Source organism: Pseudomonas sp. NPDC087336 (assembly GCF_044744285.1).
Taxonomy (GTDB): Bacteria; Pseudomonadota; Gammaproteobacteria; order Pseudomonadales; family Pseudomonadaceae; genus Aquipseudomonas.
The window spans coordinates 22,517-39,864 of sequence record NZ_JBIUYA010000029.1 but is presented as its reverse complement, the minus strand read 5'-3'; the positions used below and the strand labels follow the sequence as shown (position 1 = coordinate 39,864).

General features: G+C 60.0%; 20 protein-coding genes. 11 read left to right on the top strand and 9 right to left on the bottom strand.

Annotated elements, in window-relative coordinates; genetic code table 11:
• Positions 1–56: 56 nt before the first annotated feature.
• The 4 genes from phrB to ACIO0C_RS24490 form a co-directional block, all read right to left on the bottom strand.
• Positions 57–1,502: a deoxyribodipyrimidine photo-lyase gene (gene phrB / locus ACIO0C_RS24505; RefSeq protein ID WP_401315891.1), complete on the bottom strand. Its 1,446-nt coding sequence runs from the start codon at positions 1,500–1,502 to the stop codon at positions 57–59.
• 34 nt (positions 1,503–1,536) lie between these two features.
• Complete coding sequence (locus ACIO0C_RS24500; protein WP_401315843.1) at positions 1,537–2,478, bottom strand: MerR family transcriptional regulator; 942 nt, start codon at positions 2,476–2,478, stop codon at positions 1,537–1,539.
• Positions 2,478–3,437 carry a YbgA family protein gene (locus ACIO0C_RS24495; RefSeq protein ID WP_401315841.1) on the bottom strand — a complete coding sequence of 320 codons (960 nt, stop codon included), beginning with the start codon at positions 3,435–3,437 and terminating at the stop codon, positions 2,478–2,480. The genes ACIO0C_RS24500 and ACIO0C_RS24495 overlap by 1 nt, the downstream gene beginning before the upstream one ends.
• A 213-nt stretch (positions 3,438–3,650) precedes the next feature.
• On the bottom strand, positions 3,651–4,637 hold the full coding sequence (locus ACIO0C_RS24490) for an NAD(P)/FAD-dependent oxidoreductase (RefSeq protein ID WP_401315840.1): 987 nt from the start codon (positions 4,635–4,637) through the stop codon (positions 3,651–3,653).
• Between the two features lie 198 nt (positions 4,638–4,835).
• Between ACIO0C_RS24490 and ACIO0C_RS24485 the strand changes: the two genes are divergently transcribed.
• Both ACIO0C_RS24485 and hemH read left to right on the top strand, forming a co-directional pair.
• Positions 4,836–5,738: a TIGR01777 family oxidoreductase gene (locus tag ACIO0C_RS24485; RefSeq protein WP_401315838.1), complete on the top strand. Its 903-nt coding sequence runs from the start codon at positions 4,836–4,838 to the stop codon at positions 5,736–5,738.
• A gap of 13 nt (positions 5,739–5,751) precedes the next feature.
• Positions 5,752–6,777 (top strand): ferrochelatase, encoded by a 1,026-nt coding sequence (gene hemH, locus ACIO0C_RS24480; RefSeq protein ID WP_401315836.1) that lies wholly within the window; start codon positions 5,752–5,754, stop codon positions 6,775–6,777.
• 102 nt (positions 6,778–6,879) lie between these two features.
• Here the strand turns inward: hemH and ACIO0C_RS24475 are convergent, their stop codons facing one another.
• Entirely contained in the window at positions 6,880–8,154 is a 1,275-nt protein-coding gene (locus ACIO0C_RS24475) for a uracil-xanthine permease family protein (RefSeq protein ID WP_401315835.1), read from the bottom strand.
• Between the two features lie 2 nt (positions 8,155–8,156).
• Positions 8,157–8,795, bottom strand: coding sequence for a uracil phosphoribosyltransferase (upp, locus tag ACIO0C_RS24470; RefSeq protein WP_008060213.1), 639 nt, complete (start codon positions 8,793–8,795; stop codon positions 8,157–8,159).
• A 162-nt stretch (positions 8,796–8,957) separates the two neighbouring features.
• Between upp and ACIO0C_RS24465 the strand changes: the two genes are divergently transcribed.
• The 4 genes from ACIO0C_RS24465 to ACIO0C_RS24450 all read left to right on the top strand — a co-directional run bounded on the left by ACIO0C_RS24465 (position 8,958) and on the right by ACIO0C_RS24450 (position 10,851).
• Complete coding sequence (locus ACIO0C_RS24465) at positions 8,958–9,515, top strand: hypoxanthine-guanine phosphoribosyltransferase (RefSeq protein WP_401315833.1); 558 nt, start codon at positions 8,958–8,960, stop codon at positions 9,513–9,515.
• 2 nt (positions 9,516–9,517) lie between these two features.
• The gene (locus ACIO0C_RS24460) at positions 9,518–9,991 is read left to right on the top strand and encodes a WbuC family cupin fold metalloprotein (RefSeq protein ID WP_401315832.1); all 474 of its coding nucleotides are present in this window, start codon (positions 9,518–9,520) and stop codon (positions 9,989–9,991) included.
• Positions 9,992–10,014: 23 nt separating this feature from the next.
• The gene (locus ACIO0C_RS24455) at positions 10,015–10,500 is read left to right on the top strand and encodes a hypothetical protein (protein WP_401315830.1); all 486 of its coding nucleotides are present in this window, start codon (positions 10,015–10,017) and stop codon (positions 10,498–10,500) included.
• Positions 10,501–10,563: 63 nt separating this feature from the next.
• Positions 10,564–10,851 carry a PA4642 family protein gene (locus tag ACIO0C_RS24450; RefSeq protein WP_008060216.1) on the top strand — a complete coding sequence of 96 codons (288 nt, stop codon included), beginning with the start codon at positions 10,564–10,566 and terminating at the stop codon, positions 10,849–10,851.
• Positions 10,852–10,996: 145 nt separating this feature from the next.
• Here the strand turns inward: ACIO0C_RS24450 and mqo are convergent, their stop codons facing one another.
• Both mqo and ACIO0C_RS24440 read right to left on the bottom strand, forming a co-directional pair.
• Entirely contained in the window at positions 10,997–12,505 is a 1,509-nt protein-coding gene (gene mqo, locus ACIO0C_RS24445) for a malate dehydrogenase (quinone) (RefSeq protein WP_401315829.1), read from the bottom strand.
• A 740-nt stretch (positions 12,506–13,245) separates the two neighbouring features.
• Complete coding sequence (locus tag ACIO0C_RS24440; protein WP_401315827.1) at positions 13,246–13,479, bottom strand: hypothetical protein; 234 nt, start codon at positions 13,477–13,479, stop codon at positions 13,246–13,248.
• Positions 13,480–13,678: 199 nt separating this feature from the next.
• Here ACIO0C_RS24440 and ACIO0C_RS24435 point away from each other — a divergent pair, with 199 nt between their 5' ends.
• Both ACIO0C_RS24435 and ACIO0C_RS24430 read left to right on the top strand, forming a co-directional pair.
• Entirely contained in the window at positions 13,679–14,263 is a 585-nt protein-coding gene (locus ACIO0C_RS24435; RefSeq protein WP_401315825.1) for a YajG family lipoprotein, read from the top strand.
• Between the two features lie 180 nt (positions 14,264–14,443).
• Positions 14,444–14,722 (top strand): hypothetical protein, encoded by a 279-nt coding sequence (locus ACIO0C_RS24430; RefSeq protein WP_020799764.1) that lies wholly within the window; start codon positions 14,444–14,446, stop codon positions 14,720–14,722.
• Between the two features lie 57 nt (positions 14,723–14,779).
• Here ACIO0C_RS24430 and ACIO0C_RS24425 read toward each other — a convergent pair whose 3' ends face one another.
• Positions 14,780–15,946, bottom strand: a complete 1,167-nt coding sequence (locus ACIO0C_RS24425; RefSeq protein ID WP_401315823.1) for a 1-acyl-sn-glycerol-3-phosphate acyltransferase — start codon at positions 15,944–15,946, stop codon at positions 14,780–14,782.
• Between the two features lie 139 nt (positions 15,947–16,085).
• On the opposite strand from ACIO0C_RS24425, the gene ACIO0C_RS24420 reads away from it, so the two are divergent.
• From ACIO0C_RS24420 to ACIO0C_RS24410, 3 genes are read left to right on the top strand one after another with little or no spacing between them, the layout of a single operon-like run.
• Positions 16,086–16,268: a CPXCG motif-containing cysteine-rich protein gene (locus ACIO0C_RS24420; protein WP_007951671.1), complete on the top strand. Its 183-nt coding sequence runs from the start codon at positions 16,086–16,088 to the stop codon at positions 16,266–16,268.
• Positions 16,269–16,278: 10 nt separating this feature from the next.
• On the top strand, positions 16,279–16,539 hold the full coding sequence (locus ACIO0C_RS24415) for a putative signal transducing protein (RefSeq protein WP_401315821.1): 261 nt from the start codon (positions 16,279–16,281) through the stop codon (positions 16,537–16,539).
• A gap of 35 nt (positions 16,540–16,574) precedes the next feature.
• Entirely contained in the window at positions 16,575–17,198 is a 624-nt protein-coding gene (locus ACIO0C_RS24410; RefSeq protein WP_401315819.1) for an SOS response-associated peptidase, read from the top strand.
• Positions 17,199–17,348 lie beyond the last annotated feature (150 nt).

Genomic DNA, 17,348 nt, shown 5'->3' with positions numbered 1-17,348 from the left:
GCCAGGTCATTGCCCGGCCGGACTCCATCAGGTGTTCATAAAGATGCTGCAGGAGGCTATTCATAAAGGCTCCCGGCAGCTTGCCGCGACGGCAGGTCCTTGAACGCGGACAAGGCGCGGGCACGGGAGGTGCCCAGGTCGACGATCGGTGCCGGATAATCTGGCACACCGAACAAACCGCCAAGTTGCGCCGGGTTATGCACAGCTTTTTTATCGAGCCCCGACAGTTGCGGGAGCCAGTGCTTGATGAACAGGCCTTCGGCGTCGAATTTTTCCGACTGGCTCAGCGGGTTGAAAATCCGGAAGTAAGGCGCCGAGTCGGTGCCGGTAGACGAACTCCACTGCCAGCCGCCGTTGTTCGCTGCCAGGTCGCCATCGATCAGGTGGCGCATGAAGAAGCGTTCGCCCTCGCGCCAGTCGATCAACAGGTTCTTGGTCAGGAACATCGCCACCACCATGCGCAGGCGATTGTGCATCCAGCCGGTTTCCAGCAGTTGGCGCATGGCCGCGTCGATGATCGGCAAGCCGGTACGGCCCTGCTGCCAGGCGGCAAGTTCTTCGGGGGCGTTGCGCCACGCCAGGGCTTCGGTTTCCGGGCGAAAGGCGCGGTGACGGGAAACCCGCGGGTAACCCACCAGAATGTGTTTGTAGAACTCGCGCCACAACAGTTCATTGATCCAGGTAACGGCGCCGACCTTACCGCTTTCGAACTCGCCCTGATTGCTTTGCATCGCGGCGTGTAGGCACTGGCGGGGGGAGATCACCCCGGCGGCGAGATAGGCCGAGAGTTGGCTGGTGCCGGGTTTTGCCGGGAAGTCGCGCTCGCTTTGGTAGTCGTCGATCTGCATCTCGGTAAAGCTGTCGAGGCGGCGCCGGGCTTCGTCTTCACCGGCCGGCCATAGCTCACGCAGGCTGTCAGGGGGCGGGTCGAAACCTTCGACCCGCGTCGCGATGGCGTCGCTGGCAATGTTCAGCGCAGCTTGCGCCGCCGGGGTGCTTACCAGGCCGGGCAGCGAATGATGCAGCCGTTCATGACAGACTTTGCGGAACTGACTGAAGACCTGAAAGTAGCTGCCGGTTTTGGTCAGCACACTGCCGGGTTTAAACAATAGTTGATCGAGGTAGCGGCGGACCTCGATGCCTTCGGCCTTAAGGGCCTGCGTCACGGCTGCATCGCGACGGGTTTCGTGGATGCCATATTCCTCGTTGAGATACACCGCGTCGATCTGCAATTGCTGGCACAACTCGAGCAGCACGGCCGGTGCGTCCTCCCAACGGGGGGCATTGCGGATCAGCAGGGGAATGTTCAATTGGCCCAATGCACCACTCAGTGCCTGCAGGTTGCGCAGCCAGAAGTCCACTTTGCAGGGGGCGTCGTCATGTTCGCGCCATTGCTCCGGGCTCAGCAGATACACAGCCACCGTCGGGCCACTCGCTGTCGCGGCCAAAAGGGCGGTGTTGTCGTGCACGCGCAGGTCGTTGCGCAGCCAGATCAATTGCATGTGGGTGTTCGCCCGATTCATTGCACAAGTGCCTTTAAATGAGTCCGCATTGAACGAGTGCCTGGTGCGCGGCCAAGGGGGTTTCAGCCAGGTACAGATCAGCGATCTCTGAAGTTATTGCGGACAATTCGGTGTTGTGAATGCACACCGTTGGGCCGGCGATCATTTTTGGGCAACTGGCGCCGTTTAAAAGTTTTACCAGTTGTGAAAGGTTTATCGCTTTGCTGGAATATAGCAGTACGCCGCGTGGTTGCAGCAGGTCGACAGCCAGTGCCAGTTCACTGGCTGGCAGCGGCCAGTCAAACACTTGCACCGGGCAATCGGCGCTGCTGATCAACCAGGCCGTGAGCCACACGTGAGGTTCAAGGGGCAGATCCGAATGATTGATCAACAGCAGTGGCGCACCGTGTAACTGGCGGTTGTTATGGTAGAGGCGCGCACCAAACTTGCTTCGTAGCCAGGAGTAGAAAAACCCCCGTTCCATCTGCGTGCCGAACTGTCCTTGCCAATGGAGTTCAAGCTCCGCCAGCAGGGGCATGAGTAACTGCTCGCACAGGGTGCGCGGGGGGTACAGCGCCATCGCCTGGTTGACGGTGTCGTCCAGGGTGCGTTCATTCAGCTGCGTGACGGCGGTGAACAAGGTATGACGCAACACTTGCCAATCGTTTTCAACGAGCTCGCTGAACGCCTGGGGCGTGTCGAGCAATTGCTTGACCTGGCTGACGGCCACGCCGCGGTTGAGCCAGGTGAGGATGGTAAAAATGCGTTGAACATGTTCGGCCGAGAACAACCGGTGTCCCTTGGGCGTACGCTGCGGCACGATCAGGCCATAGCGACGTTCCCAGGCTCGCAGCGTCACGGCGTTCACCCCGGTCTGCCGGGCAACTTCGCGGATCGGCAGCCAGCCTGCGTCCAGGGCTTTCTTGAAGTCGGCACCGAATTCTTCGCTGGCGCTGCTGTCGAGTAAGGGCTTCATCAGATGGCGTTTCGCAGGCTGAGATTTTCTGGATGGGGTTGCAGGTACGCCTGCTGATTGATGTACGGGTCCGGATGTTGACGAAAGTGATGCTTGAGTAATGTCAGCGGCACCACAAGCGGCACAATGCCCTGGCGGTATTGACCAATGAGGTGTTGCACTTCCTGCTTGTCCTCGGCGCTGATGGCCTTTTTTAAATAGCCGCTCAGGTGCTGCAACACATTGGTATGGGTGCGGCGGGTCGCGCATTGCTTCAGGGCCGCCATCAGCAGGCTGAAGTAGCGTGGTCCGAGTTCTTTCGGATCGGTCTGGCCCATGTTGCCCAGCAAGTTACCGAGAATTTTGTATTGCACCGGGTTGTGTGCCATCAGCAGGTACTTGTAGCGCGAGTGAAACGTTGTCAGGCCGCGACGGCTCAGGCCTTCGTGCAACAACTGTTGCCAGGCGCTGTAGGCGAATACGCGGGTGAGAAAGTTTTCTCGCAGCACCGGGTCGTTGAGCCGGCCGTCTTCTTCCACCGGTAAGTCCGCTTGCTGGGCACAGAACGCGTGGGCGTAGATGCCCCGGCCACCGTCCTTCACCGGTGCGCCATTGGCGTGATAGACCTTGACCCGCTCCAGGCCGCAGGAAGGGGATTGCTGCATGAAGATGTAGCCGCAGATATCGCCAAGCTCCGCCGCCATCTGCCGACCATAGTTGGCCAGCGGCTGGGTGACATTGATGTCGCGGTCGACCGTGCCAACGGCCTGGGGTGCATCCGCATCCCCTACCAGTCGGATTGGCTGGCGCGGAATGCCCAGGCCAATGGCGACTTCGGGGCAGACCGGGACGAAATCGAAGTAGTCGCTGAGAACCTGCCTGCACAGTCGCGATGCCTTGTGTCCGCCGTTATAGCGCACGTCAAAACCCATCAGGCAGGCGCTGATGGCGATTTTCGGCTTGGTGGGTGGCAGGGGCATCGAGCACCTCGGAATCTAAACCTGTACAGAGCTGAAAGTCTGTACAACATAGGCTCATCATAGATTCAAAGATGTACAAGTCAAATTAGTTGTATAAGTTTTTAGCAAAGAGGGTGACCGGCTTAAGCGATGTTGCCAGCGATCCAGGTGCAGCGGAGTTCAGCTGCACCGCATTTTTCGTTCATCGCTGGCAAGCCGTGTCGGGTGTTGCAGTTACTGCAAGTGTGCATGCAGGCGGCGGGCGGCTTCCTGGCCGCTGAGCCACGCACCTTCGACGCGTCCGGACAGGCACCAGTCGCCGCACGCATAGAGGCCCAGGTCCGCATCGGCCAGGGTGCCCCATTCATGGCTGCTGGCAGGGCGGGCGTAGAGCCAGCGGTGGGCCAGGCTGAAGCTGGGCGCAGGCATGGCATCGTGCAACAGCTCGGCGAACGCGCCGTGCAATTGCTCGATCACCGCTTCTTTCGGCAGGTCGATGTGCTGTCGACTCCAAGCGCTGGTGGCGTGCAGCACCCAGGTGTCGAGGGTGTTGTCGCGACCTGGCTTGCTGCGGTTGCGCGCCAGCCAATCCAGCGGACTGTCTTGCACAAAGCAGCCTTCCATCGGCGTTTCCAGGGGCGTCTCGAACGCCAATGCAACCGCCCAGGTAGGGTCCATTTTTACCCCGGCGGCGGCGCCCGCGAGCTTCGGCGCGGAGGCCAGCAGCGCGGTCGCCTGGGGTGCCGGGGTGGCGATGACCACATGACTGAACGGACCATGGGTGAAGCCCTCGGCATCCTGCAGGTGCCAGTGTTCTTCGCCGCGATACACCTCGGTGATCCGGCAGGCGAAATGCACTTCCAGGTCGCCCAGCAGGGAACGGGTAATGGCGCTCATCCGCGGGGTGCCAACCCAGCGCGTCTGTTCGTCCGGCGACAGATCGAGCCTGCCGCCATGGAAGGTATACAGCTGCGGGGTCCATTCGGCGACCCAGCCCTTGGTCTGCCAGCGCTGGACTTCGGTGACAAAGCGGCGGTCGCGGGCAGTGAAATATTGTGCGCCCATGTCCAGAGCACCCGCATCGCTGCGCTTGCTCGACATGCGCCCGCCACTGCCGCGGCTTTTATCGAAAAGTTGCACGACATGCCCCAGGTCGGTCAGGGCTTGTGCGGCTGAGAGTCCGGCAATGCCGGTGCCGATGATTGCGATAGGTACAGTCATAAGGGCCTCGTTTACCTGTCTGTACAGACTACGCCGGGGTTGAAACCTGTACAATATTGTTTTTTGGTATAACTTTCAGCGTTCTCGTTCTGACAGCTTGGCCTATTGTTAAACACAGAGCCTGCCCGATACCAAAAGATCCCTTGCTTATAAAAATAGACTAGTGATCAGGGTAAAACGCCACGCGAGGAAGTAGTCATGCACATATTGCTGACCGGCGGTACTGGTTTGATAGGACGTCAGCTCTGCCGGCACTGGTTGAGTCAAGGGCATCGCCTTACAGTCTGGAGCCGGACGCCTGCAAAAGTCACCAAAATCTGCGGCGCCCAGGTGCGTGGCATCGCGCGGCTTGAAGAGGTCGGGCAAGACCCGGTGGACGCCATCGTCAATCTGGCCGGTGCGCCGATCGCCGATCGCCCATGGACCCACAAGCGCAAAGCTTTGTTGTGGAGCAGTCGCATCACCCTGACGGAAACCCTGCTGGCCTGGCTCGAAAGCCGTGAACAGAAACCGCAGGTATTGATTTCAGGGTCCGCGGTCGGTTGGTACGGCGATGGCGGTGAGCGTGAATTGACCGAGGATTCGCCACCGGTCATCGATGATTTCGCCAGTCAGTTATGCATCGCCTGGGAGGAAACTGCCCAGCGCGCCGAAGGATTGGGCATTCGCGTGATCTTCATTCGTACCGGGCTGGTGTTGTCGGCAGAGGGCGGCTTTTTGTCGCGCCTGTTGCTGCCATTCAAACTGGGGCTGGGCGGGCCTATCGGCAGTGGCCGGCAGTGGATGCCATGGATTCATATCAACGATCAAATTGCCCTGATTGATTTTCTTCTGCATCGGCAAAGCGCCAGTGGTCCTTATAATGCCTGCGCGCCCAAACCGGTGCGCAACCGCGAGTTCGCCAAGACGTTGGGCAGCGTGCTGCACCGCCCGACGTTCATGCCCATGCCGGCCCTGGCGTTGAAGGTGTGCCTGGGCGAGCTGTCATTGCTGTTGCTGGGTGGCCAGAAGGCCGTACCGGCTCGCTTGCTGGAAGCGGGTTTCACTTTCCAGTTCACTGATTTGCGCGCGGCCCTGGACGACCTTTCCAGCCGCCTTTGAAATAGGACGTTGCATGACCGATCACGCGTTGCTTCTGGTCAACCTGGGCTCTCCGGCCTCCACCTCGGTGGCGGATGTGCGCAGTTACCTCAATCAGTTCCTGATGGACCCTTATGTGATCGACCTGCCATGGCCGGTGCGGCGCTTGCTGGTGTCGCTGATCCTGATCAAGCGCCCCGAGCAGTCGGCGCATGCCTACGCGTCGATCTGGTGGGACGAAGGTTCGCCGCTGGTGGTGCTCAGTCGTCGCTTGCAACAGGCCATGGCTGCGCAGTGGCATCACGGCCCGGTGGAATTGGCGATGCGCTATGGCGAGCCATCGATTGAATCGATGTTGGTACGCCTGGCGGCCCAGGGTCACAAGAAGATCACGCTCGCACCGCTCTATCCACAGTTCGCCGACAGCACCGTGACCACGGTGATCGAGGAGGCGAAGCGGGTGGTGCGCGAGAAGCGGCTGGATGTGCAGTTTTCGATTCTCCAGCCGTTCTACGATCAACCGGAATACCTCGACGCGCTGGTGGCCAGCGCCAAGCCGTATTTGCTGCAGGATTACGATCACCTGTTGTTGAGCTTCCATGGTTTACCGGAGCGGCACCTGAGCAAGATCGACCCTACCGGTCACCATTGCTTCAAAAGCGCTGATTGCTGCCTGAACGCTTCGCCAGAAGTATTGGCGACCTGCTACCGCGCCCAATGCCTGCGCACGGCATCCGAATTCGCCAAGCGTATGGGATTGCCGGATGGCAAGTGGTCGGTGTCGTTTCAATCGCGCCTGGGCCGCGCCAAATGGATCGAACCCTACACTGAGGCACGTCTGGATGAACTCGCCAAAAGCGGCGTGAAAAAGGTGCTGGTGATGTGCCCGGCCTTCGTGGCCGATTGCATCGAGACGCTGGAAGAAATCGGCGATCGCGGCCTGGAGCAATTCCGCGAAGCGGGGGGAGAGGAGTTGGTGCTGGTGCCGTGCCTCAACGATGATCCGCAGTGGGCGAAGGCGTTGAGCGCGTTGTGTGAGCGAGCACCGTTGGCGCTTTGATCGTTCCCACGCTTTGCGTGGGAATGCAGCCCGTGACGCCCCGCGTCACTGGACGCGGAGCGTCCCAAGAGGCATTCCCACGCGGAGCGTGGGAACGATCAATTACAACACCGGCTCATTCGCCTTCTTGTGCTTCCAGCTGTCATTGCCCGGCAGGATCAGGTTCAGCGCAATCGCCACCACCGCGCACAACGCGATGCCTTTGAGGCCGAAGTCGTCCGGGCCGGTGCCCGTACCGACCAGCACGCCGCCGATACCGAACACCAGGGTCACCGAGACGATCACCAGGTTGCGCGCTTCGCCCAGGTCGATCTTGTGGCGGATCAGCGTGTTCATGCCTACCGCCGCAATCGAGCCGAACAACAGGCAGAGAATCCCGCCCATCACCGGTACCGGAATGCTTTGCAGCAGCGCACCGAATTTGCCGATGAACGCCAGGCTGATGGCGAAGATCGCCGCCCAGGTCATGATTTTCGGGTTGTAGTTCTTGGTCAGCATCACCGCGCCAGTGACTTCGGCGTACGTGGTATTGGGTGGACCGCCGAACAGGCCAGCAGCGGTGGTGGCAATGCCATCGCCGAGCAGGGTGCGATGCAGGCCAGGCTTCTTCAGGTAATCGCGACCCGTCACGCTACCCACGGCGATCACGCCGCCGATGTGCTCGATCGCTGGCGCCAAGGCCACCGGAACGATGAACAGGATCGCCTGCCAGTTGAATTCCGGCGCGGTGAAGTGGGGAATGGCGAACCAGGGCGCCGCGGCAATTTTCGCGGTATCGACCACGCCAAAGTAGAAAGACATGGCAAACCCCACCAGCACGCCGGAAATGATCGGCACCAGGCGGAAAATGCCTTTGCCGAACACAGCGACAATCAGGGTGGTCAGCAACGCCGGCATCGAGATAAGCATCGCCGTCTGATAGTGAATCAGTTCGCTACCGTCGCCTGCCTTGCCCATCGCCATGTTGGCGGCGATCGGCGCCATGGCCAGGCCGATGGAGATGATCACCGGGCCAATCACCACCGGCGGCAGCAGGCGGTCGATGAAGCCAGTGCCTTTGATTTTCACTGCCAGGCCGAGGAACGTATAGACAAAACCGGCCGCCATCACGCCGCCCATGGTCGCAGCGAGGCCGAACTGGCCCTTGGCGAGAATGATCGGGGTGATGAACGCGAAGCTCGACGCCAGGAACACCGGCACCTGGCGCCCGGTGACGACCTGGAACAGAATCGTCCCCAGGCCCGCGGTGAACAATGCCACGTTCGGGTCGAGACCCGTGATCAGCGGCATCAATACCAGGGCGCCGAAGGCCACGAACAGCATCTGGGCGCCAGACAGCACCGTGCGCCAGAGCGGATCGTTGAACTCTTGCTGCATGCTCACGCGTCCTTCTGCTTGGTGCCGAAGATCTTGTCGCCAGCATCGCCCAGGCCCGGGATGATGTAACCGTGTTCGTTGAGCTTCTGGTCGATGGACGCGGTGTAGATGATCACGTCCGGGTGAGCTTTCTCGACCACGGCGATACCTTCTGGTGCAGCGACCAGCACCATGGCGCGGATGTCCTTGCAACCAGCTTTTTTCAGCAGGTCGATGGTGGCAACCATCGAGCCGCCGGTGGCAAGCATCGGGTCGATGATCATCGCCAGGCGTTCGTCGATTTCCGGTACCAGCTTCTCGAGGTAGGTGTGGGCTTCGAGGGTCTCCTCGTTGCGGGCCACGCCCACGGCGCTGACTTTGGCGCCCGGGATCAGGCTCAGCACGCCTTCGAGCATGCCGATACCAGCGCGCAGGATCGGCACCACGGTAATCTTCTTGCCGGCGATCTTCTCCACCGACACGGTGCCGCACCAACCTTCGATATCGTAGGTTTCCAGCGGCAGGTCTTTGGTGGCTTCATAGGTCAGCAGGGCACCGACTTCCTGAGCGAGCTCGCGGAAATTCTTCGTGCTGATGTCTGCGCGGCGCATTAGGCCAAGTTTGTGGCGGATCAGCGGGTGGCGGATCTCGAGGATGGGCATGGGAAAGGCTCCGGCGGCGGGCAAAAAAACCGGCCTAGATTAATCTATCCGAGGGTGATGTCCTATAGACATAGAGTACGTTAGTCCACAATCGCTTGATCTGGCCTCGCTTGATGCGTACCTTTGCCGGCTTTTCCGAAACCGCCATCCCTGGAGAGCGCCATGTCCGCTGATCTCGAGCATATCCGTCAAATCATGCGAGAGGCTGACTGCCTGTACACCGAAGCTGAAGTCGAGGCAGCCATTGCCCGCGTCGGTGCACACATCAACGATGAACTGGCGGACAGCAATCCGGTGGTGTTCTGTGTGATGAACGGCGGGCTGATTTTCGCCGGCAAGCTGCTCACGCACCTGCAATTCCCGCTGGAAGCGTCCTACCTGCACGCCACCCGCTATCGCAACGAAACCAGCGGCGGCGAGCTGTTCTGGAAAGCCAAGCCGGAAGTGTCGTTCATCGACCGTGATGTACTGATCATCGACGACATCCTCGACGAAGGTCATACCCTGGGCGCGATCATCGACTTCTGCAAACACGCCGGCGCGCGTAAAGTGCACACGGCGGTGCTGATCGACAAGGACCACGACCGCAAGGCTCGCCCGGACCTGAAGGCCGATTTCGTCGGTTTGCCGTGCGTCGACCGATACATCTTCGGTTATGGCATGGACTACAAAGGCTACTGGCGCAACGCCAACGGGATTTTTGCCGTTAAAGGAATGTAAGAATGACCACGCCTCGCTTTCTTGATCAGACCCTGTTCGCCGAGTTGGCCGAGAAAGCGGCGGCCAACCCTCGCGGTCGCCAGCATCACAACTTCCACCAGATGGAAGATGCCTGCCATCGAATGGCCGTGGGCTTGCAACCTTCAACGTATATTGCGCCTCATCGTCACCTGGGCGACAACAAGGCTGAAACCCTGTTGGTGCTCAAGGGGCGGCTGGGCGTATTGATCTTCGACGAATCCGGCGCTGTCCTGAGCAAGACGGTCTTGCAGGCCGGTGGCGACTGTGTCGGCGTGGACCTGCCTACGGGCGTGTTCCACGGCCTGGTGGTGCTTGAAGCCGATAGCCTGATGTTCGAGTGCAAGGCTGGCCCCTATCGTCCGGTCGGCGAAGGTGAGTTGGCGCACTGGGCGCCACGTGAAGGCGAACCCGGTGTTGCCGAGTACCAGGCCTGGATGCGCGCGCAGTTCGATTGATTCTCCAATTGTAGGAGCCTGTCATGAGCTTTCTGATCCGCTGCTGCGCCACCCTGTTGCTGACCCTCAGCTTGCCCCTGGCGGCCGCCCCGGCCCCTATGCACAGTCAATTCCTGCCGCCGGACGACCTGACCCTGCGTGACGCCCAACCCGAGCAACAACAACTGCTGCAAGTCACCGAGTATTCGGTGGTGGTCGGCAGTCAGCGCCAGTCCAGCCAGCAGCCGATTCCCGTCACTTCGCCGCTGATGATTCGCCTCAAGGGAAAGTCCTTGAACAAGGGCGCGACCGTCAGTCAGGTGCTGGTCAATTTCGATGGCGAAAGCAAAAGCCTGAAAAAACCGCTCTACGACGACAAGAGCAAAACGTTGACGCTTTATTACCCGCTGGCTCAATACCGGGTAGTCATCGACTTGTTGCGTAACGATACGGTGTATTGCCAGTTTCTCAGCTACGCCAACGGCCACATCTGGGCCGATCTGCACACCGGGGCTGTTCGTCCGCGTTGAGCCCGGCGCCCGCGCAGGGGTAAACTGCCCGCCCCGTGAAATGTCTGCGAGCTGGAGTCGGCAATGCGTAAAGATAAGAAACAAGTGATTGGTGACGAGATCGGCGATGAGCAGATCAAGTTGTTCCTCGATTTCGAACCGGTCGACGCGACTTCCCCGTCCCTGCACAAGCTGATCAAGGCTTACCGTGGCCTGCGAATCGACGATTTCGAGCGTTTCCTGACGTTTTTCGTCGAGGCCGGTTATGACGTGAACGGCAAGGACGAGCACGGCAATGACTTCGTTGCCCTGATCCAGGATCAACGCAACGCGCCGGAATACATCGAGCTGATCGAAAAGGCTCGCGGCTAACCGCTGTAGGCGCCGGCTTGCTGGCGAAGGCGGCGTCATTGGCGCACCGCGGCGTCCCCCTTCGCTGGCAAGCCAGCTCCTACAAAAAGGCATAAAAAAACGCCCCGCCATCAATGATGGACGGGGCGTTTTTCATGGGGCCGGATCAAGCGTAGCTTTCAGTCTCGCTGCTGGCTTCAACCAGTTCCAGAGCGATGTTGTTCTGCGTGTTGATCTTGCGATACAGCGCCGCGTCGGTTTCCAGGACTTTCTCCCGGGCCGGGAAGATCTCGGCCAGTTTGGCAGCCCATTCACCCTTGGCTTTGCCCGGGAAGCATTTTTCGATCAGTTCCAGCATGATCGAAACCGTCACCGAGGCACCTGGCGAGGCGCCGAGCAGGGCGGCGAGGGAGCCGTCCTTGGCCGCGACCAGTTCGGTACCGAATTGCAGGACGCCGCCTTTTTTCGGGTCTTTCTTGATGATTTGCACCCGTTGGCCGGCCACTTCCAGGCGCCAGTCTTCAGCTTTCGCTTCAGGGTAGAAGCGCCGCAGGGACTCCAGGCGCTGCTCCATCGACTGCATCACTTCGCTGACCAGGTACTTGGTCAAGTCCATGTTGTTTTTCGCCACTGCCAGCATCGGGCCGATGTTGCCGGCACGAACCGACATCGGCAGGTCCATGAAAGAGCCGTGCTTGAGGAACTTGGTGGTGAAACCGGCGTAAGGTCCGAACAGCAGGGATTTCTTGCCGTCGACGACACGGGTGTCCAGGTGCGGCACGGACATCGGTGGCGAGCCCACGGCCGCCTGGCTGTAGACCTTGGCCTGGTGGTGCTTGACCACTTCCGGGTTGTCGCAACGCAGCCATTGGCCACTGATCGGGAAACCGCCGAAGCCTTTGCTCTCTTCGATGCCCGAAGCCTGCAACAGCGGCAATGCCGCGCCACCAGCGCCGAGGAAGACGAACTTGGCGTCGACTTCACGGCTGTTGCCGCTGTTGACGTCCTTGATGCTGACGGTCCAGCCGCCGTTGCTGCGCTTGAGGCCGGTCACGCGCTTGCAGTACTTGACCTGGGCATCGGGAGCGCTGGTCAGGTGCTTGAGCAACTGGTTGGTCAAGGCGCCGAAGTTGACGTCGGTCCCGTTGATCACGCGGGTGGCGGCGAGGGTTTCGCCAGGGTCGCGCCCAGGCATCATCAATGGCATCCACTCTGCCATTGTCGCCTTGTCTTCGGTGTACTCCATGTCGGCGAAGGCGTGGTGCTTGCTCAGCACCTTGAAGCGCTCCTTGAGGAAGGACACGCCGCTGTCGCCCTGCACGAAACTCAGGTGTGGCACCGGGCTGATGAACGATTTGCACGAGCCGAACGTGCCTTTCTTGGTCAGGTACGACCAGAACTGCTTCGACACCTCGAACTGGGTGTTGATGTGCACGGCTTTCTTGATGTCGACGGTGCCATTGGCAGCCTGCGGTGTGTAGTTCAGCTCGCACAGGCCGGCGTGACCGGTCCCGGCGTTGTTCCACGGGTTGGAACTCTCCGCAGCACCGGAATCCATCAGCTCGACGACTTCCAGCTTGATCGCGGGGTCGAGCTCTTTGAGCAGTACCGCGAGGGTGGCACTCATGATGCCGGCCCCAACCAGTACTACGTCGACTGCTTCGTTATGCGCCATTTAACGCGTCTCCAAAATCTGCAGCACCAAATTGTCGGCATGGCTGCCAGGCGTTCCGGGGCGAGTCAGTGATGCCCCTCGAACTCATGGCAGGATCGCCATGTCCGAATCTTCGCAATTTTTCGCAACTTCGACGGACGCTACCTGCCGGGTCTAATTAGAGTCATATGAACTCATTTCAACGTGCGACTGGCAATTCGACTTATGGTCGATACATCCGCTTGTGCAACCAAATCCGTAGCGGACAGGCTTCAGGCTCCGGTATTCGAGGTGTACTCGGTCCTGTGTCGTTGGGCTGTACTGGACGCTAATGGTGCATATTCAGACGCAAAACTATTCATTTGCTCGCCACACTCTTGTGAAGTTGTGAAAACCCGTTTTTTTCACGCTCTTTTGAAGACGTGAACCTCAAAAAAGGGCTGTCCCAGCCTGGCACCGTGCCCGGATGGTTTGCCGCCAGGGAAAACCGGGCAGGCAATACGGGCAAACAGCTCAGTGACCGAGCGTAATGACAGCTCTGCAGATTCGCGAAAAGTGGAGGTTGTGCTTGAGGAACAGCAAGCGCGCCAGCTTCACTCGATCTGTGTGGGCGGCTCTCTGTGGGCGGTGCGGGGTGCCAAAACCGAAGCATTGACGATGCTGCGAGGCCCGATCAGGAGACGTCCTTATAATCGGGGGGAGATTGTAGCGAAGAAACGCAGGGAATTGGTCGTGTTTAATGACTTTTATTAGGCGTCTGGTCAGGTCGCCATCAGCTGTTGTGCCCGTGAGCGTGGTGGATGCTGGCTGACACGGGCGCTCGCGGGCAGGGGTTGCTGCAGCCAGTTGAGGCGAATTTCTTCAATTTCGACCCAGCCATCGCCCATGGGTTGGAGGCTGCACTGCTTGAAAGCCTGGCAATGGCCGTTGCTGTCGAGCAGGGCAAAGCTGCGGTGCCGTGGGCGTGGGGCGAACAGCGAAACGAGAAAGCGCATGGCGAAGTACCTTTTGGGTGGCTGCGCTGAAGAATGGCAGCGAGCCGTTACGTGCAAGTGTATGGGGGGTGACAGATGTGTGACAGGAAGGGGTTTCTGAAACTTTTGTCAGAATTTTCTGCAATTGTTGCGCTGGTTCGCTGCAGTGGCGCACCGCTATACTGCGGCCCTGTTAGTGCCTGATTCTGGAGAGAAGAGTATGTTGCAACGCCTGTTGTTCGGTTTGATCACTGTGACCAGCTTGACGTTGGTCGGCTGCGCCCACAGCCCGCAACAACTGAACCCGGAACCCAAGCTGACGGCGCAACTGGCGCCGGTCGGCCACGGCCAGCCAGTGGTGGTGCGCGTGGTCGACGGGCGTCCGTCGCCAACCCTGGGCACCCGTGGCGGCCTGTATCCGGAAACCAGCGCGATCACCGTGCAGGGCGCGCAGATCCTGCCGAAACTGCAGGCGCAGGCCGAAGCGGCCGTACGTTTGCTGGGCTTCACCCCGACGGCGAATGCGCTGAACGCGCCACAAATCACCGTGACCCTGACCGAGTTGAAGTACCAGTCGCCGAAAGAAGGCATGTACGTGACCGAGGCAACCATTGGTGCGACGTTCCGTTCCGATGTGCAGAATGCCAATCGTCGTTACAGCGGTCGTTATGGCGCGTCCCTGGACCAGCGTTTTGGCATGGCGCCGAACCAGGAAACCAACACCAAGCTGGTCAGCGACGTGTTGAGCGATGCGTTGACCCGTTTGTTCAAGGACCCAACCGTGGGTCAGGTGCTCGGCGAGTAAAAGCTTCGCCAGATGCCGAAAAGCCCGGAGCCAGAAATGGCCTCGGGCTTTTTTCATGGCCACTGGTCATTTGATTCGTTAATCGTCGCAAAGGCAGGCGCAGGTGCGCGGGCTTTCGGTAGAATCCGCCCGCGATCGCAGGTGAGGTGCCTGCTGCCAAGGTTTTGTTCGAGGTTCGTGATGTCGCTGCATTTGATGACGCTGTTTACCGCCCATCCCGCCAAATTGATCAATTTGCTGGCCTTGCTGCTGGCCTTCCCGGGCAGTTGGCTGCTGCACGCCACGCGTCGCCGCGAACAGCGCGCGATGGCCAGTCTCCAGGCGCAGCGCCAGAGCAGCCCAAGCCAGGAACCGACGCTGGATTGGGCAACCCTGCGCATGAACCGGTTTTTCTATCGCTTCGGTTTCGCCTGCATGGGGCTGGCGTTGCTGGTGTCGTGGATCAGCACCCAGGTCTAAACCGTTTTAACGCTTGAAAAAAAACGGCGCCCGAAGGCGCCGTTGTCGTATCCGCGGTTAAAGCGGCAATCCAGCCTTCACCCGATACTGGTTGCGTACCGGGGTCGCATACTGCAGCACCAGGAACGGGCGATGTTCCTCGGGGCAGGCATCCAGGCGTTGCTGCCATTGTTCCTGAGCCTTGGCCAGTTCGTCGGCCGGGAACAACTTGCTGGCGCTTGGCACCTGCAGTTGCGGGTCGGCATCCTGCCATTGGGCGTAGGCCAGGTAATGCACCGGGAACAAGCGGTAACCGCCGAGGATCTGCTTGTCCATCTCGATCGCCAATTGCTTGGTGTCTTCGAACAGGTCGGTGATGGGCGCCGCAAAATTCACGTGCACCCGACCCTTGTAGCCGGTGATGCCCTTGGCGATGCTCACGTCATCTTCGCCCGGAGCCTTGGTGTAGCTGCCGGTGGTGGCGCGGATGTAGAGTTCGCGGGCCTTGGCCTGGTCGCACGGATCGTACTCGTAGCTGATCGACACGGGGGTCAGGTTCAGCGAGCGGATGACTTCACCGAACGGTTCGTCCTTGCGGCTCATGTGGAACATCTTGAGGATCGCTGACTCGGTGCGGTCGTCACCGTCCTTGGCCCGTCCCTCGGCCTGGGCGATCCAGATCGAGGCGCAATCGTTGCGGATCGAATGGTTGATGTACGCCGACAGCAATTGGTACGCCGCCATTTTTTCGCGACGTCCGGTGATCGAGCGGTGCACGATGAAGCTCTTGTTCAGGCGCATGAGGTCGCTGACAAAGGGCTTTTGTAGCAGATTGTCACCGATGGCGATGCGCGGGGTCGGCAGGCCGGCGTGGTACACGGCGTAATTGACGAAAGCCGGGTCCATCACGATGTCACGGTGATTGGCGATGAACAGATAGGCACTGCCGGACTTGAACTGCTCCACACCGGTGTACGTCACACCGTCCGTGGCGCGCTCGATGGTGTGGTCGACGTAGTACTCGACTTTGTCCTGCAAGGTGGCCACCGACGTGATGCCGGCGAACTCACGGCGCAGCCGATGAGCTATAAGGGGTTTGAGCGCCCAGCCTAAGGCGCCGGCAAAACGCGGAAAGCGGAAGTGGGTGAGGATATCTAGAAACGCCTTGTCGCCGAGCAGTCGTGCCAGCACCGCTGGGACTTCGCTATCGTCGTAAGGTCGGATGGCATCGAATTCGCCCATCATGCTCTCTTGTTAGAAACGGCTAGGGTAAGTAAAGGTTCTGATCGAAAACCAGCGGGGCACGGTCTGAAAAAGTAGTCAGACAAAAATAGCCCTGCAAATAGACCGGCGATTATACGCACAAGTCACCTGGGAGACCGCGATGCTGGAAAGCGCAGTTTATGAATGTCCGTATTGTGGTGAAGAAGTCGAAACGACGGTGGACTTGTCCGGTGGCGATCAGACCTATATCGAGGACTGTCAGGTGTGTTGTCGGCCGATCACGTTCGTGTTGCAGGTTCATGGAGAGGATTGGTTTCTGGAAGTCTTCAGTGAAAACGAATGAGGGGGCGCCCATGCAGCGAATCTACGAACCGGAAAACCTGATGGAAGGCGAGTTGTTGCAAGGCATGCTCGCCAGTGAAGGCGTCGAGGCGCATCTGGTGGGGCGCGATCTGGTGGGCGCCACGGGTGAATTGCCGATCTTCGGCCTGCTGGGCCTGGCGGTGGATAATGACCAGGCGCAATACGCCCGCGAGCTGATAACCGCGTACAATGCTGCGTTGCCGCTGTCCGGCGATCAACCGGAGAGCTTTCCCGGCACGCTGGTCTGTTAGGCTGGCGTTCGTTTGATCAAGAGTCGTGCTGCCCCATGTGTGGACGTTATGCCCTGTTTCGCTGGAATCGCGACTTTGCGAGCCTGCCAGGTTTTCCAGCCGATCAACTGGCCCAGTGGAACATTTCCCCCAATGATTCGGTGCTGATGTTGCGCGCAGGCCAGGATGGTCAGCGTGAACTGGCCCGTGCCCGCTGGGGCCTGACACCGCCGTGGCTGACCGACTTGTCCCGCACCCCGGCCCATGCCCGGGCCGAAACCGTGGCCGAACAGCCGATGTTCCGCCAGGCCCTGCGCGAGCGCCGTTGCCTGCTGCCGGCCAATGGGTTCTACGAATGGCGCGGTACCACTCGCAAGCGGCCGTACTGGCTGACACCGGGTGAAGGCTCGTCGCTGTATTTCGCCGCCATCTGGGAGGCTTACCCGGTGCAGGAGCAGGTGTGGCTGAGCACGGCGGTGATCACGCAGCCGGCGGCGAGCCAACGTCGACCGCTGATTCTCGATGAGGCGGGGCAGCAAATCTGGCTTGATCCCGAGACGCCGCTGCATGCCCTGCAAGCCTTGCTCGCCAGCGAACCCGCTGCGCTGCGTGAGCGGGTGCTGGCCAACATGGTCAATGATCCGAAGCTCAATGGGCCGGAGTGTTTGACACCCGGTTGAGATGCGGTGCCTGGGCGGGCGCCTTCGCTGGCAAGCCAGCTCCTACAGGGGGGTTAATTTTTCCTGTGTTGGTGAGAGCTTTGCCTGAAAAAAGCGTCTTATCTCTTGTGTATCTGGCGTCGATACATTCCCGCGCCTAGGATAGGCGGC

Bases quoted from the DNA above. Each gene is read 5' to 3' on its own strand.
- ACIO0C_RS24425 (WP_401315823.1), bottom strand. From the start codon at position 15,946: ATGATGGGCGAATTCGATGCCATCCGACCTTACGACGATAGCGAAGTC.
- ACIO0C_RS24440 (WP_401315827.1), bottom strand. From the start codon at position 13,479: ATGCGCTTTCTCGTTTCGCTGTTCGCCCCACGCCCACGGCACCGCAGC.
- ACIO0C_RS24450 (WP_008060216.1), top strand. From the start codon at position 10,564: ATGCGTAAAGATAAGAAACAAGTGATTGGTGACGAGATCGGCGATGAG.
- ACIO0C_RS24415 (WP_401315821.1), top strand. From the start codon at position 16,279: ATGCAGCGAATCTACGAACCGGAAAACCTGATGGAAGGCGAGTTGTTG.
- ACIO0C_RS24490 (WP_401315840.1), bottom strand. From the start codon at position 4,637: ATGACTGTACCTATCGCAATCATCGGCACCGGCATTGCCGGACTCTCA.
- ACIO0C_RS24455 (WP_401315830.1), top strand. From the start codon at position 10,015: ATGAGCTTTCTGATCCGCTGCTGCGCCACCCTGTTGCTGACCCTCAGC.
- ACIO0C_RS24485 (WP_401315838.1), top strand. From the start codon at position 4,836: ATGCACATATTGCTGACCGGCGGTACTGGTTTGATAGGACGTCAGCTC.
- ACIO0C_RS24500 (WP_401315843.1), bottom strand. From the start codon at position 2,478: ATGAAGCCCTTACTCGACAGCAGCGCCAGCGAAGAATTCGGTGCCGAC.
- ACIO0C_RS24420 (WP_007951671.1), top strand. From the start codon at position 16,086: ATGCTGGAAAGCGCAGTTTATGAATGTCCGTATTGTGGTGAAGAAGTC.
- ACIO0C_RS24410 (WP_401315819.1), top strand. From the start codon at position 16,575: ATGTGTGGACGTTATGCCCTGTTTCGCTGGAATCGCGACTTTGCGAGC.
- hemH (WP_401315836.1), top strand. From the start codon at position 5,752: ATGACCGATCACGCGTTGCTTCTGGTCAACCTGGGCTCTCCGGCCTCC.
- ACIO0C_RS24465 (WP_401315833.1), top strand. From the start codon at position 8,958: ATGTCCGCTGATCTCGAGCATATCCGTCAAATCATGCGAGAGGCTGAC.
- ACIO0C_RS24430 (WP_020799764.1), top strand. From the start codon at position 14,444: ATGTCGCTGCATTTGATGACGCTGTTTACCGCCCATCCCGCCAAATTG.
- ACIO0C_RS24460 (WP_401315832.1), top strand. From the start codon at position 9,518: ATGACCACGCCTCGCTTTCTTGATCAGACCCTGTTCGCCGAGTTGGCC.
- mqo (WP_401315829.1), bottom strand. From the start codon at position 12,505: ATGGCGCATAACGAAGCAGTCGACGTAGTACTGGTTGGGGCCGGCATC.
- phrB (WP_401315891.1), bottom strand. From the start codon at position 1,502: ATGCAATTGATCTGGCTGCGCAACGACCTGCGCGTGCACGACAACACC.
- ACIO0C_RS24475 (WP_401315835.1), bottom strand. From the start codon at position 8,154: ATGCAGCAAGAGTTCAACGATCCGCTCTGGCGCACGGTGCTGTCTGGC.
- ACIO0C_RS24495 (WP_401315841.1), bottom strand. From the start codon at position 3,437: ATGCCCCTGCCACCCACCAAGCCGAAAATCGCCATCAGCGCCTGCCTG.
- upp (WP_008060213.1), bottom strand. From the start codon at position 8,795: ATGCCCATCCTCGAGATCCGCCACCCGCTGATCCGCCACAAACTTGGC.
- ACIO0C_RS24435 (WP_401315825.1), top strand. From the start codon at position 13,679: ATGTTGCAACGCCTGTTGTTCGGTTTGATCACTGTGACCAGCTTGACG.